Here is a 14,926-nt window from a genome sequence, read left to right on the forward strand (position 1 = left end):
ACAGCACCGCCGTTTAAACTAAAATAAAACCGTACGTTTAGTCCGTAATCACAGGTAACCCTGGTGTCCATGGGCCACCAGCATCAACCACTTGCTGTTGTAGGCTCGGCACTTTCGATTCCTGTAACACTTTCACGCGTTGGCTCACTTCATCCAAGCCTTCATTGGCGTAACCTAACTGGTCACGGTGCTGCTGCGTCGGGCCATAAGAAGAACCCACGGCAGAGCTTGCATAGCCCAAACGACTCATGATATTGGCTGGCTTAGCACCTTTGCGATCACGCGACGCTAGGCCATAGAGCGCTCGATTTACCGCGTTAATCTCTGCTTGAAGTTCACCATAGTGCGTTTCAAGTTGTGCGATGTCGCCCGGCGTGCGATCAATTGCCTCACGTAATAACGCCATGGTCGCTTTCACGTTATTGAGTACCGTTGTCGTGGTAATCGCTTGCTTACACGCTGCGACGACCGCTTGGTCATACTCAGCACGCGCCTCTGCAGAGGCTCCTTCGAGTGCGCCCTCGTAGATAGATTCCAAGACAAAGTCTACCGGCTCCGTAAGTTGTGTAACGGTGGTGCCTTCGCGCTTAAATAAGGTTGCCGAGTAAGCACCCGGCAAGGCCAGCAATCCGCCTTGCGAACGTCGGCCTTCTTCACCAACAAGCACTGCGGTGTTCGCGTAGTTCATATCCCAAGTGACACGGTGCAGCCCTTTCTTAGTGCTTCCCTCGACGCGGTCAACGAACTCACCATTGGCATCTGTGATCTCAAGATACACAGCAGGCGCAGGCTCTTGGTTTTCGGCTTCCACCGCTTCCCAACTCGGATACTTAGGATACTCGTTGTCCTCTTCAAGCGCTTTTTTCTCAGCGGCCTGACGCTTCTCTTTGCTCGTTAGCAGGCTATCTTTTAAATAGTAAGTTAGCGTAGCGCCATGTGCAGGATTCTTAGCAACAAACGTATCATTCCCGTCGGTATCACTGTGGTTACCATCAAGCTTGAACCACTTGACTGGGCGACTCGGCGCAAATAGCAATGCGTCTTCTTGCATGCGGCGCTCGGTCAAACCTCGTAGTGGTGCATAGTCATCGAGTATATAGATACCGCGGCCAAATGTTCCGGCCACTAAGTCGTTCTCACGACGCTGAATTTTCACGTCACGGGTCGCTATTGTTGGTATCCCGCCATCAAGTTCAACCCACTCTTTACCACCATCAACAGTAAAGAACACGCCAAATTCGGTACCGATAAACATGAGGTTCTGGTTAACGTGATCTTGCACAATACGCCAAACAAGATATTTCTCTGGCAAGTCACCGGCTAACGACGTCCAACTCCGACCTAAATTCGTCGACTTGATCAGATAAGGCTTGTAATCACCGTATTTGTGGTTATCTAGTGCGACGTATACCGTATTGGCATCAAAGAGGTCGGCGCGAATATCATTCACATATGCGGTCGCTGGCACACCTTGGATGTCAGCTAGATCGATTTCCTTCCAGTTGTTACCGCCATCGGTAGTCACTTGAATTAAGCCGTCATCGGTTCCAGCCCAAAGAATATTTTCATCTACTGGGCTCTCGGCAAAGTTGGCAATGGTGTGGTATTCCGACATCGCATAGAGGTCCCATCCAGCTTCTACCGACCACGTGCGGCCCATCATGGGCATGTGCATGCGATTGCCATCTTTGGTTAAATCACCCGATATCGCCGTCCAGCTATCGCCGCGGTCATCAGAGCGCCACACGCGCTGCGAAGCAAAATAGATACGCTTAGGATCGTGGGCTGAGACATTAATCGGGGCGTCCCAGTTGAAACGCTCTGCGGGATCGCCAGGTAAAGGTTGTGGCTTAATATAAACACCTTCTTTGGTGGTCATATCAACTCGAGTTAGATTACCCTGCTGCCATTGAGAATAGACGATATCTGGGTTGCCAGGCTCAACCGCTGGTTGGTGGCCATCACCGCCGAGCGTTAAGAACCAATCTTTATTTTTAATGCCATCTTTACGAGCAGTACGCGATGGACCGCCCTGCGTTGAGTTATCTTGCGACCCGCCATATACGTAGTAAAACGGTTTTGAGTCATCTGGCGCTACTTTGTAAAACTGGGTGATCGGCAAATTCGCCATAAACCGCCAAGTTTCCATGCGGTCGTGCGACATATAGATTCCGCCATCAGACCCGATTAACACAAAGTCGGGATCAGTGGGGTGAAAGGCCATGGCGTGGTCATCGACATGCTTATGGGTGGTGTCGATAGGCGTCCAGGTTTTGCCGCCATCATCAGAGACTTTACTGTAATTACTTGCGATGTAGACACGGTCGAATTGATGCTGATCGACGAAGATTTCTTGGTAATAATGAGGTCCTGTTCCGCCACCGACTTCATCTGACATTTTCTTCCAGCTCGCGCCTTGATCTGCTGAACGATAAAAGCCGCCTTCGCGGTTGTCGATTTCGACTGTGGCGTATAAAACATCAGGGTTCATAGGTGACATGGCCATACCTATCTTACCCATGTTACCGGTTGGCAAGCCGGTCTTTAACTCGGTCCAAGTGTCACCGCCATCGTCCGAGGTATAAATGCCAGCGCCAGGCCCTGTACCCACATACGCTGCCACCGTGCGCTGACGGGACCACGTCGCCGCATAAAGTTTATCTGGATTACGTGGGTCAATCAGTAAAGAGGTAACCCCCGTCCATTCATCCTCTGGGGTCAGGACTTGTTTCCAGCTATTACCGCCATCGGTGGTTTTGTATAAACCGCGTTCACCACCTTTAGTCCATAAGGGCCCTTGAGCCGACACCCACACAATGTCAGGGTTCGTAGGGTGAATAATGATGTCAGAAATATGTTCCGACTTCTTCAGCCCCATATTTTTCCACGTTTTACCGCCATCCAGCGATTTATACACGCCATCGCCAAAGCTTATATGGCGACCACCGTTGTTCTCGCCAGTACCGACCCAAACGATATTTGAATTGCTTGGCGCAATGGTTACATCGCCGGTCGAGTAAACCGCTTGATCATCGAATATAGGGGTCCAGGTAGTGCCCGCGTTAGTTGTTTTCCATACACCGCCAGAGCCGACGGCGGTGTACCAAGTAGATGGGTTAGTTTGGTCGACAGCGATATCAGCTATTCGCCCTGACATATAGGCAGGGCCTATGCCTCTTAACGCCATGGTCTTGAAGGTACTACTACTAAAGATGCCTTCGTCGGTTTCTGATTTATCTGCTAGAACGGGCGCACACGAAAGCGCCATCGTAACAGCTACTGCGGCTTTTAGGATTGTTCTCATTATTATTGCCTAATTTGAGGTCGTTAGGTTGTTTAAAATAGAAGCTAGCTTATCGCGATTCAATGGAATACGCGACCAATGCACATATATGGGAGGCCGATGAAGCAATCTTTCTACGTTGGATTGTTTCGCTGTAACCTTTACCAGTAATGTTCCACTGTCACATTGCCCGGTTTGCGGCGCAGATTTTTCGGTAGGCCTTTGTCGGCGAGTACTTGTTTGGCGTCGCGGATCATGTCGGGGTTACCGCACAGCATGACTTGTGCATTTGCATCGAGCGCGTCACCCAAAGCTTTCTCGAGTTGGCCGTCAAGAATCAATGCAGGGATGCGCCCACGCAACGCGCCAGCCGAGTCTTCACGGCTAACAACGGGTTGATAAGAAAGTTGTCCAGGATGCGCCGCAACCCAGTCAAGAATTTGCGCTTGGTACGCCAAGTCATTGGCATAGCGGACAGCATGGATAAGGTGAATACGTTTGAAGCGCTCATAGGGAATCATAGTGCTGAGCATCGACAAATAAGGGCCAATACCTGTACCAGTAGAGATTAACCATAAGCTATCTCCCTCTGGCACCTCATTAAGCGTAAAGAATCCGGTCGGTGGCTGACTCACTTGAATTGCTTGGCCGGCACGCAGATCGTGGAGGCGCGGTGAAAACTCGCCATCGTGCACTCGATTCACCAAAAAATCGAGAATCGGCTCTTGCGGTCCGTTCACCAAAGAATACGCCCGTTGAAAACGCTGCTCACCCTCTTGCAAACCCAAGCGCACAAACTGACCCGCAATAAACTCGAACGGTTCGGGCACTTTCACGCGCAAACTGAAAAGTTCATTGTTCCAGGCGTAGTTTTCGACAACTTCGCCGGTCATCCATTGGGCCATGTGTTCACCTTTTGTGTTTCGTGTATCGCTGGGCTAACTTTGTTGATAGAGTACGCTTTTCTTTGTTTCGAGGCTAGGTTATGCGCGGGAAAATGTGGCTGATAATGCTGTTCAGTCTGCTTGCCATCAGTGGTTGTGGTGAACAACAAGCAACAAAAGTTGTGCGCTATTCGCAGCCTCAGGTGTGTGAATTTGCCACTACCATGGCGCAACTTGATGCCCAACACCCCGATCCGAAGCAACTGCGGTTTTTGAACGAGACCTGGCGAACATTGCTAACTGAAGAGCGTTTTCGCCCAGATGAAAAGCCCATCGCAGCGCAGCGAATGACGGAACTCAACTATTATTTGGCGCAGGATACACTACAACTGCTGGACAAGGTGCTTGGTATTACTGCGGAAACCTACGAAGAAATCGAAGCTTTACGTCGCTTTGCCAGTAACCCCAAAGAAATGAAAGTCCCTGACTCGATGATTCGTAACTATCGCAATGCCGTGCAGGCATGCTGCGCCGATGCCGTTAGCCGTAACGCCACAGCGTTATTACGAGCAGAAAAAGAATCAGGACTGTATGCGGTGGGTCGTCGCGCTTATTTTATGCAGCGCGACGTGAGTGCCTTGTTGGATAACGAGCTCACTTTTGCTGATTACCGACAAAAACTCGACGAGGCAAAAAGCAAGTTGCCCGCAACGGCTCCTCAACTCAATTTGGCTACCGACTGGGTCACTTGCCGCAAGCAACGTTAATCTTTGTTCTCGGTGCCTTGTTGTAGCTGTTGAACCTGCTGTTCAAGTTGCTCAACACGGTGGCGTAAGCGCAACAATAATTGCTGCTGCACATCAAGCTCTTCGTGGGTGACCACATCTAGCTTACTCAGTTGCTGTTGCAAGATAGTCTTGATGCGTTGCTCCATATTTCCAGCAAAATCTTTTACGCCAGATGGAATGCTGTCGTTAATCTGCTTAGCGATGTCTTCAATTTTTTTCGCATCCATTTCAAACTCCTAGGGCGAATGTCGTAATAGTCTTTTAGCTTAGCAGGAGTTTGCGCTAAAATCTGCTGTTCTGTCGTTCACCCACGGTGCTCCGTCAATAACGTGAAGTATAAAGAAAAGGAACTCCATGCAGCTCAACCCGCGCCAGCAAGAAGCCGTAAAAGCGATTAGCGGTCCCGTTCTCGTGCTTGCCGGCGCTGGAAGTGGCAAAACGCGCGTGATTACCGAGAAAATTGCCTACTTAATCACCAAGTGCAATTACCAAGCCCGTCATATTGCTGCGGTCACCTTTACCAATAAGGCTGCCCGTGAAATGAAAGAACGTGTCGGGCAGACCCTTGGGCGCCAATACACCCGTGGCCTCACGGTATCGACGTTCCATACTTTAGGCTTAAGTATTATCCGCAAAGAAGTGAAACAACTTGGCCTGAAGTCAGGCTTTTCGCTATTTGACGACCAAGACTCTTTTGCTTTGCTGAAAGCCCTTACCGAACCGGAATTGGATGGTGATAAGGACACGCTCAAGCGCTTGCAAAGCCAGATCAGCAACTGGAAAAATGCGATGCTGACACCGCAGCAAGCGCTCTCGCACGCCAAGACACCTGATGAAGAAGAGTTTGCCGAGTTTTACCGCCGTTACCAACAGAATATGCGCGCCTGTAATGCGTTGGACTTTGATGACTTGATTTTGCTACCGACACAATTGCTGGCAACCAATGAGCATTCGCGTCTACGCTGGCAGAAAAAATTCCAGTACCTGTTAGTCGACGAATACCAAGACACCAACACCTCACAGTACCAGTTGGTGAAGTTACTCGTTGGCGAACGCGCACGCTTCACGGTGGTTGGTGACGACGACCAATCTATTTACTCTTGGCGTGGCGCGCAGCCGCAGAATCTTGCGCTATTACAAAAAGATTTTCCCAGCTTGCAGGTGATCAAGCTCGAGCAAAACTATCGCTCGCACGGCCGTATCTTAAAAGCGGCGAACATTCTGATCGAAAATAACCCGCACGTGTTCGACAAAAAGCTCTTTTCGGAAATGGAGTACGGTGTACCGCTACGAGTGATCTACGGCCGTAATGAAGAGCACGAAGCCGAGCGTGTGGTCGCCGAAATAGTACGTCGGCGCTTTTTAGAACGCACGCCCTACTCGCACTTTGCCGTACTTTATCGCGGTAATCACCAATCACGAATATTCGAAAAGGCGTTGTTAACCAACCGTATTCCGTACCGCATGACCGGCGGCCAAAGCTTCTTCGCTCGCGCTGAGGTAAAAGACATCATGGCCTATTTGCGATTGCTGGTGAACCCGACCGACGATACTGCTTTCATTCGTATCGTCAACGTGCCCAAACGAGGGGTTGGCCCGCATACCGTTGAACGCATTGGCGAACTGGCGCATGAGCTGCATTGTAGCCTGCTCGAAGCGGCGCAACATCAGGCGTTAAAAACCCGCTTAGGTAGCCGTGAATACCAATCGGTACAGCTTTTTACCCACCTCATCGGGCAAACGACTCGACGTTGCGACGACGTAACGGAAGTTATGTCTGCGTTGTATCACCTAATTAAAGAAATTGGCTACGAGGAATGGCTGTACGAAATGAGTCCAAGCCAAGCCGCCGCCGAAATGCGATACAAAAATATTAGCGAACTTTTGCGTTGGGTTGGCGAAATGTTGAAAGGCGATGACGAGCACGAGCCGTTAAATCTCGAACAAGCCGTCGCTAAGCTTTGCCTGCGTGACTTGATGTCGCGTAATGAAGAAGAAGATGTCGGCGACCAAGTGCAACTAATGACCTTACATGCCTCGAAAGGCCTTGAGTTCCCCCATGTGTTCTTGGTCGGCATGGAAGAAGGTTTGTTGCCTCATCAGTCGAGCATCGACTACAACATGGTGGAAGAAGAGCGCCGCTTGGCATACGTCGGCATTACTAGGGCCCAGCAATCCTTGATCTTCACCATGGCGAAGGAACGCCGTCAGTATGGTGACGTCATCCGCCCAGAACCCAGTCGTTTTCTGTTTGAACTACCGCAAGATGACTTGGAATGGGAAGGAAAAACGCCAGTAACAGCTGAGAAAGAAGAAGAAACACGTGCGAGCGGTCTAGCGATGTTGCGCAGTGCGCTAAAAAATTAAATCGCTTCCTGTTTGCTCTTGGTCGGCAACCAACGAGGTTCGCCTAATTGCTTGCCGACGCCCAGCTGTACACCAGCACTACGCAACGCTTTGAGTTGTTCGGGGGTATCGACACCCGCAGCAGCAATCGTAATCGACAGTTCTTGGCAAAGGTTGACAACGTTACGTACCATTACCCCTGCTCGTTCCGAGCGTGCGGTTTCACCAACAAAGCGCGGGTCGAGTTTTACATGGGTAAATGGGTAATTTAACAAATACTGTAAAGCCCCCGAACTGCGGCCAAACTCATTCAGAGCTAAACCAACCCCTTCATCTGCTAAAGTACGCAAAGCTGTCAATTGGCGCTTGGAATTGTCATTCAACTCCGTTTCGCTGAATTCAAACACCAGCAGTTCAGGTTTCACACCAACTTTACGGATAATTTCTAGCAACGCCTTCACGTCAGCGAGTTTATAGAGATGTTTCGTGGAAAGGCTTACGTAGATAGGAATCTTGAGCCTTTCTTCGCGCACAATCTCGCAGCAGCGGGTTAGCATCCAGTGATCAAGCTGCAAGATCATACCGGTCTTTTCAGCCACATTTAAAAAGCTTTGCGCAGTCAAAAGTTGATCGCCGCGCTGCCAACGCACGAGCACCTCGCGAGCACGCGGCTGCTCGGTAGTTAATGACACCAAATCAAACTGTTGTAAGACGAAGTCTTGATCAAACTGAGCGTGGCGTAGCTCCGTTTCACGGTGTAACGAGGCGACCAGATCTTTGTGAATACTTTCATCAAATACCACGTAGCGTCCACGTCCCATGCTCTTGGCTTGATACATCGCCGCGTCAGCATCGCGCAGTAAACGCTCTGCGGAGTCGTTGCGTGACTTGCACTCGGCAATCCCCACACTGGCACCGGAATAATGCTCAGTTTCGCCAAACACGAATGGCTTGCGCATATGCTCAATAATACGTCCGGCCACCTCGCGAGCATCATCAATGTGGTGGATTAAGTTGAGTAATATAACGAACTCATCCCCACCTAAACGGGCAACGGTGTCATTATCTCGCACGCACTCACCGATACGCCGACTCGCTTCGAGCAAAAACTCATCGCCTGCCGAATGACCCAGCGAATCATTGATGTCTTTGAAACGATCAAGATCGACAAACAACACGGCAAAATTGTGCGTTGGGAAACGACGTTTTTGGTTTAAAGCTTGTTGCAAACGCTCAGTAAACATGGAGCGATTGGGTAAACCCGTCAATGTATCGTGGTGTGCATCATAGAAGAGCTTTTCTTCGATTTTTTTCCGTCGTTCAATCTCATTCACAAGCTCTTCGGTGCGTTCAGCAACCTTTTTCTCAAGAAAAGCATTTACGCGCTTCACTTCATCAGCATTACGGCGACGCTCGAGGGCCACCGCCACATGCTGCGATACAAAATTAAGCACTTCGAGATCGTCTTGTTTGTAATTAATCTCGTCTTTATAGGTCTGTACCGACAATACGCCAATGACCTCGTCGTCAACAACCAGTGGTGAGCCAAGCCATTGGGTCGGCTGCGAACCGTAATACTTTGTCGGCCCCTCGACGGCGCCCTGTTGCACTAGTCGCGCATAGGCTTGTTCATCAATAAACATCGGCTGTTTGGTCTTAATGACATATTCGGTCATGCCTTTACCGAGGGGGCGACGATTTACCAACTGCTGGTCGCGTTCATCCACGTAATAAGGAAAGCGGATGTGCCGTTGATCATCGTCAAGCAATGCTACGAAGAAGTTATCGTTGTTCATGAGCTTACCGATTTGCGCGTGCAGTTGTGCAAAGAAGGTACTCATGTTTTCTGAGGTGTTGGTGAGCTCTGAAATCGCATAAAGAACTGCTGAAAGCTTCTCGGCGCGTTTACGTTCGGCAATTTGTTCTTCGAGGTTGCGGTTAATATCGCGCAGATTTGCCGTTTGGCGATCGATCTCTTCACGCATGAATTCGCGCTGGCGAATACGTTCTAGCGCATTGACGATGTGCTGCGAGACGAACATAAAGAGCTCTTTGTCGTTCGTCGTATAGCCCACATCTTTCGTGTAGCTTTGCACCACCATGGCACCAATCACGCGATCACCACTACACAGCGGTACGCCAAGCCAGTCCACCGGCGGTGAACCTAAATCCCTTATTTCACCTTGCGCAACCAGCTCACTGAAGTTTTGTTCATTCAGCAAAAAGGGCTCGCCGGTACGCATCACATACCCCGTCAACCCTTGTCGCAAAACATCTGCGGGAAACTCTTCATTACTAGGTAAGGCATCATATTCGTCAACGAAGTAGACGAATCGAACCGTATCATCAGCATTGTCATACAAGCAGACGAAAAAGTTCTTCGCCATCATCAGTTCGTCAATAATGGCGTGCAGTGCAGGATAAAACTCGGACATGTCCCGTGCCGAAGAGGCGAGCTCGGAAATACGGAATAAAGCTTTTTGTACGACTTCTGATTGGCGGTACTTTAATGCGATGTTTTTCAGGCGTACAACAGCCTTACGCAGGCGCGTAATTTCAGGTTGATTAACTTGAGGCTGCTGGCTGTTGTTCATCGGCTTTTAGTAAGCTCTTTGTTTATTTTTTAATCTGTTTTTATGTTTTTTTGTGAACAAACAATCTCCCGATTATATCTTTACATTTGTTTACAAGAAAGGTTTTTGATGACTTTTTCACCATTCATTTCCTGAATAACGGGTACAAAAAAACCGCCGAAGCGGTTTTTTATGTTGTTATACAAGTGGTTCGTCCCTAAATATCGGCAACCATGTAATCAATAGCGGCTTGAATTTCGTCGTCACTGCAATCGCCGCAAGTACCTTTTGGTGGCATCGCATTGTAGCCTTCGATTGCATGCTTCAGTACCGTATCCATGCCTTGCGCTAGGCGCGGTTCCCAATCAGCTGCATTATTCATTTTCGGTGCACCAAGTACGCCACCGGTATGGCAAGCTGCACAATAGGTGTTGTAAACCTGTTCCCCAGAACGTGCGCCACCCGCACTCGCACCACTGTCAGCAGCGGCAGCGGCACCGGTGCGGACTTGACCGATAGGCGCGATACGTTTTGCAATGTCTTCGTTGCTATCTTGCGGTAACATAGTGGCACCTGCGCTGCCGATCACAAATGCCATTGCAGCGGCGAGGAAACGACCAGATTTTACGACTTTAAATACGTTCACAGTGGACTCCTGTTGCATATCGATGAGCTTGCACGCTCACAAAGTTGTTGCGATTATAGCCAGATTCCGTCCAAGGTTAAACATTTCGTTGCATGTCTTCTCCAGCAAATACTATTACGCGGAAAATTGCGCTATTAGATCTCGACGCTTTCTTCGCCAGTGCCGAGGTTCTGCGTGATCCGAGCCTACGCAACAAACCGTTTGCGGTCGGCGGTGGGAGCGAGCGCGGAGTCGTTGCTACGGCCAATTATTTAGCACGAGAGTTTGGTGTACGTAGCGCCATGTCAGGCGCACATGCGCGCCGCTTATGTCCACACTTGCACTTTGTCCCACCTGATCATCGCTACTACCGCGAATTATCAAAACAAATTCTCGCCGTTTTACGTGAGGTTACCGCAATTGTGGAACCAGCGTCGATTGATGAGTTCTATCTCGACTTAACCGATAATCAAACCTTCCAAGGGAGTGCTTCCTTAACCATGGAAGCAATACGCAAGCGATTACGCGACATGGGACTCACCGCGTCGGCTGGAATTAGCTGTCAGAAAATGGTGGCGAAGATCGCCAGTGAAGAACGCAAGCCGGACGGACAGTTTGTTGTACCTCCAGATCAAGTTGTCGCTTACATTGGTGAGTTAAGCCTGAAACGTATTCCTGGTGTCGGGCCCAAAAGTCTGGAGCGCTTACAAAATGCAGGTTTTTATTTAGGTAAGGATATTCAGCAAGCAGATATCAATCGCTTACAACGTTTACTAGGCGAAAAAGCCGGTTGGCTTTTGTATCAACGTTGCAGCGGTCACGACCCCAGACCAGTGGTGACCGAGCGCACCCGAAAAAGTATCGGTTGCGAAGAAACCCTAAGGCATGACTTCCAGCATTTGCGCCAAGTGGAAAGCTTTCTCGACCAAGTCCTTTTACCACAACTACAAAAACGTACCGGCCAATCACGTTGGCAGGACGTGCCGATTAAGACTCAAACGGTAAAGCTCAAATTCAGTGACTTTCAGCAAACTACCGTCTCTAAAACAGCCAAAACCGCCTCGCCTAGCTTGTTCTATCAATTGTTGCGTGAGGCATGGGAGCGCCGCCAGCATCGGGGCGTACGTTTAATTGGCATTAGCATCACCCTTCCCGATCCCGACGAACAACTGCAGCTCGAGCTAGAACTCGACTAACGATGCAAACGCCTGCGCCACCAGAACCAAAATCCGGTAATCGGTAAGAGTATTAACACTAAGCCACCGAGTAGAGTGGCGCTTAGCCAAAGGTTTCCACCCACGGCGGCCACATGCAGCGGGTAAACCATTTGCGATAGTTGAAAGCCGAGTGATTTGCCACGTACGTCATCTGCGCTGATGAGCCGGCCTTGGTCGGCAAATACTAAATAACTTCGACCATTCGGGTGCCATTCGCCATCGTGCTGAAGCCGCATGCGATAATGGCCTTGCTCGGTGGGCGTTAAATACACCAAGCGCGGCGTTTGATCAGGCCAATACTGTACAGCTATGTGCAGACGTTCGTGCCAATTTGTTGCTGTTTCTGGAGGTAACGGTTGAACTTGCGAAGGCTCTACTTGAGGCAAAAGTCGATCCAAGCCGGCGCTTACAGCTGCGGCGTACATAATCGCAGTACCAGTAATCAATAACACCGCAATCGGTACGATAAAGATGACACCGCTGCTGCGGTGCAATTGCCACAAGGTCGCAATGAATTGCCGTTGCCTTGGTCGCGCAAAACGTACGCTTAAAACACGCCAGCTCCAATGCCGCGGCCACCAGCGCACCACACCAGCAACCATCAAGACAAGACTTAACAAGCCGAGCACGCCCATAATGTCTTTGCCAAGATCATGCAGTAATAAATGATGATGAAACTCGACCATCCACGATACCCAGTCGCCAAGCATGGGCCTTGCGAGGAGCTCATTACCAGCACTGTCGAAATAAAACGTAGTGCCCTCTACATCAACGACTTCAATCCAAGGTTTGTCGGCACGGGGAAGAAAAGCATGCCCTGCAGAAAAGCGTTCATAGATAGCCGCCGCTTCGGCAACGGAAGGCATCGTCGTCGTACGTAGTTGCGGATACTGCAACTGCAAAAGCTCGGTCTTATATAACAGTAAGGTGCCGGTCAGAGCGACCAGCACCATCCATAGAGCAAGAGTAAGGCCGAGCCATTTATGCACTCGGCCAAAACCATGACGCCACATTAGAATTGGTAGTTCCAGTTCACACTTACTGTACGGCCACGACCTGCGAAGTTGCGTGAGTCAGGCCCTACCGTTTGGGCATAGTAAGTGAAGTAGAACTCGTCCAACAAGTTCTCGACGCCAACAGTAAACTGGCCGTAATCGAGTGTCTCAATTAATACTTGGGCGTCCAGCGTTTCGTAACCATCGAAGTTATTGATGGCCTGTGCACCACTGTAAATGTCGCGATCGAACAACATATTATATTGCACACGACTGCTGACTAATGCGCCCCACTGCTGCTCCCAAAATAGATTGGCGCGCTCTGGCGCAATATTGCGGCCACCGAGTTCCGCATCAACACGATCATCGCCATCACTGTCGTACTCACCATTGGTTTTGGCATAGTTTACACCAAAACTAGTTTCTGGCGAGTAAGCATAGCTTGCACTTAGCTCATAACCGTCGATTTCCGTACGCTCACGCTTCACGCTGTAAAAGCCTTCAGCATCCGCCTGCAAACGCGCGCCCAAATCTGAATCTGACATAAAGTAGCTGGCACTGAAGGTCATTGCCGAGCTGCGGTACTCCACACCCACTTCGCGGTTATTAGCGATCACCGGCTGTAAATCCAAGAAACTGTTGACACTCAGACCAGGTTCGCTAATGCCGCGTAAAACACGACCCACGTCAGGCATGCTGAAGCCTTCCGAATAACTAGCAAAAACGCGCCAGTCGTTGGTTAACTCGTAAACCACACCGGCATTTGGCAGTAATTCATTAAACGATGGCTCGCCACCTTCGACAAAGACGCTGCCATAGCTGGCAAGAGTGGTAAAGTCATCCACTTTTAGTTTGCCGTATTCATAACGCAAGCCTGCGCTTAAAGTTAAACCGTCTGCTTGATAGCGTAACTGAGTAAAAGGCGCCCAGTTCTCAAAGCTGGTTTCTGGTACCCACTTGCGTCCTGTTTGGGCAAGCTCTTGGAAGGTCGTGTCATTCAAGTAATCCAAACCAGCGGTAACATCGATAGGTGAATCGGCAACATTAACCCAATTCATGGTCAAACGTGAGCCATACTTCTCCGAGTCATTCCGTGACTGGTCAAATAGGTTTTCGCCGTAGGCAGGATCTTGGAAGGTGCCGTAGGTACCACCACCGTAAAGAGCAGAGAAGTCTTGTGAGAATAACTGCCAATTGACGTCAGCGCCAAACAGATTGACGTGACGATAAGTTAAGGTTGCCGTAGTGACCTTGTTGCGCGGGGCGTCGCCCTCGGTTGGCTCTTCCACTGAGATAGCTGGCAAGCCAGCAGCGCGGTCACCATTGATTGACGAGTAGTCTCCGTTTCCTTCCATGTCGAAATGGTTCACCATCACTTCAACATTCTGCATGTCATCGATGCGATAGCCTAACTTAGCGAACACGTCATAGCTTTCTGAATCCATGGTGTCGCCTTGTGCGGTATCAACACCGATGAACTCACCGTTACCATCAACGTACATGCCGGTGCTGCGCAACTGCACACCAGCCACCGCCGATACGTCGCCCGAGGCAGCGCGGACCAAGTAACCTGCCCGATAGCCTAATCCTTCACTCGTCTCACTGGTGGGCGCGGAAAAGCCTGCAGTAACTTCGTGCTCAGCACCTTGAGTGGCTGATTTGGTGATAATATTGATAATGCCACCGCTAGCGCCAAGCCCCTGAATCGCACTTGCACCGTGAATAATTTCCACTCGCTCGATCATTAACGGGTCAATTGTGTAAGCCGCTCGCGCGCCGTTACGTAGAGGGTTCGATTGTGGGACTCCATCGATAAGATAAAGCGGTTCACGTCCGCGCAGCGTCTCACCAGAACTGGTGAGTTTTTGTCGTGACGGTGAAAATGCCGGAACAAGATTGCCCAGAACGTCTGAAAGTGAGTCGGCACTAGCAAGTTGCTGACGCAGATCTTCGCCGTCGATAACCGTCACTGTTGCCGGCACGCTTGCGGCCGTCTGCTCAGTTCGGGTGGCAGTAATTTTGATCCGCTCTTCTGCTTGAACCGGCTCATCATTTGATTGAGCTTGAGCTTGCGGAACGAACAAAGGGCTTGCCAACACAGTGGCAATAGTAAGACTCACTAAAGATTTTTGCATGGTCACGAATCCTATCGGCGCTCATTTTGAAACTTAAAAAAGAAAGTGCGCCAATGATAACGATTCGCATTTATAGATCA

Annotated in this window: 10 protein-coding genes; 3 read left to right on the forward strand and 7 right to left on the reverse strand. The window is 49.9% G+C overall.

From position 1 onward, the window contains the following. Positions 1-37: 37 nt before the first annotated feature. Both NV375_RS07710 and NV375_RS07715 read right to left on the reverse strand, forming a co-directional pair. Positions 38-3,304, reverse strand: coding sequence for a VPS10 domain-containing protein (locus NV375_RS07710; protein ID WP_258807581.1), 3,267 nt, complete (start codon positions 3,302-3,304; stop codon positions 38-40). A 140-nt stretch (positions 3,305-3,444) separates the two neighbouring features. After that, complete coding sequence (locus NV375_RS07715; RefSeq protein ID WP_258807582.1) at positions 3,445-4,188, reverse strand: ferredoxin--NADP reductase; 744 nt, start codon at positions 4,186-4,188, stop codon at positions 3,445-3,447. Positions 4,189-4,268: 80 nt separating this feature from the next. On the opposite strand from NV375_RS07715, the gene NV375_RS07720 reads away from it, so the two are divergent. Beyond that, on the forward strand, positions 4,269-4,934 hold the full coding sequence (locus tag NV375_RS07720; protein ID WP_258807584.1) for a hypothetical protein: 666 nt from the start codon (positions 4,269-4,271) through the stop codon (positions 4,932-4,934). Here the strand turns inward: NV375_RS07720 and NV375_RS07725 are convergent. Beyond that, positions 4,931-5,182, reverse strand: coding sequence for an accessory factor UbiK family protein (locus tag NV375_RS07725; protein WP_258807585.1), 252 nt, complete (start codon positions 5,180-5,182; stop codon positions 4,931-4,933). The two genes, NV375_RS07720 and NV375_RS07725, sit on opposite strands and share 4 nt — an antisense overlap. 127 nt (positions 5,183-5,309) lie before the next feature. Between NV375_RS07725 and rep the strand changes: the two genes are divergently transcribed. Beyond that, on the forward strand, positions 5,310-7,322 hold the full coding sequence (rep, locus tag NV375_RS07730) for a DNA helicase Rep (protein ID WP_258807586.1): 2,013 nt from the start codon (positions 5,310-5,312) through the stop codon (positions 7,320-7,322). Here rep and NV375_RS07735 read toward each other — a convergent pair. Continuing rightward, positions 7,319-9,895 carry a diguanylate cyclase domain-containing protein gene (locus tag NV375_RS07735; protein WP_258807588.1) on the reverse strand — a complete coding sequence of 859 codons (2,577 nt, stop codon included), beginning with the start codon at positions 9,893-9,895 and terminating at the stop codon, positions 7,319-7,321. The two genes, rep and NV375_RS07735, sit on opposite strands and share 4 nt — an antisense overlap. A 196-nt stretch (positions 9,896-10,091) precedes the next feature. Beyond that, positions 10,092-10,472, reverse strand: a complete 381-nt coding sequence (locus NV375_RS07740; RefSeq protein WP_258807964.1) for a cytochrome c5 family protein — start codon at positions 10,470-10,472, stop codon at positions 10,092-10,094. A 140-nt stretch (positions 10,473-10,612) separates the two neighbouring features. Here NV375_RS07740 and dinB point away from each other — a divergent pair, with 140 nt between their 5' ends. Then, on the forward strand, positions 10,613-11,695 hold the full coding sequence (gene dinB, locus NV375_RS07745; protein WP_258807590.1) for a DNA polymerase IV: 1,083 nt from the start codon (positions 10,613-10,615) through the stop codon (positions 11,693-11,695). On the opposite strand, the gene NV375_RS07750 is transcribed toward dinB, so the two are convergent. Next, positions 11,692-12,729 carry a PepSY domain-containing protein gene (locus NV375_RS07750; protein ID WP_258807591.1) on the reverse strand — a complete coding sequence of 346 codons (1,038 nt, stop codon included), beginning with the start codon at positions 12,727-12,729 and terminating at the stop codon, positions 11,692-11,694. The two genes, dinB and NV375_RS07750, sit on opposite strands and share 4 nt — an antisense overlap. Next, complete coding sequence (locus NV375_RS07755) at positions 12,729-14,846, reverse strand: TonB-dependent receptor (RefSeq protein WP_258807593.1); 2,118 nt, start codon at positions 14,844-14,846, stop codon at positions 12,729-12,731. The genes NV375_RS07750 and NV375_RS07755 overlap by 1 nt, the downstream gene beginning before the upstream one ends. Positions 14,847-14,926: the final 80 nt, after the last annotated feature.

This window comes from Pseudidiomarina sp. CB1, assembly GCF_024752025.1.
Taxonomy (GTDB): Bacteria; Pseudomonadota; Gammaproteobacteria; order Enterobacterales; family Alteromonadaceae; genus Pseudidiomarina.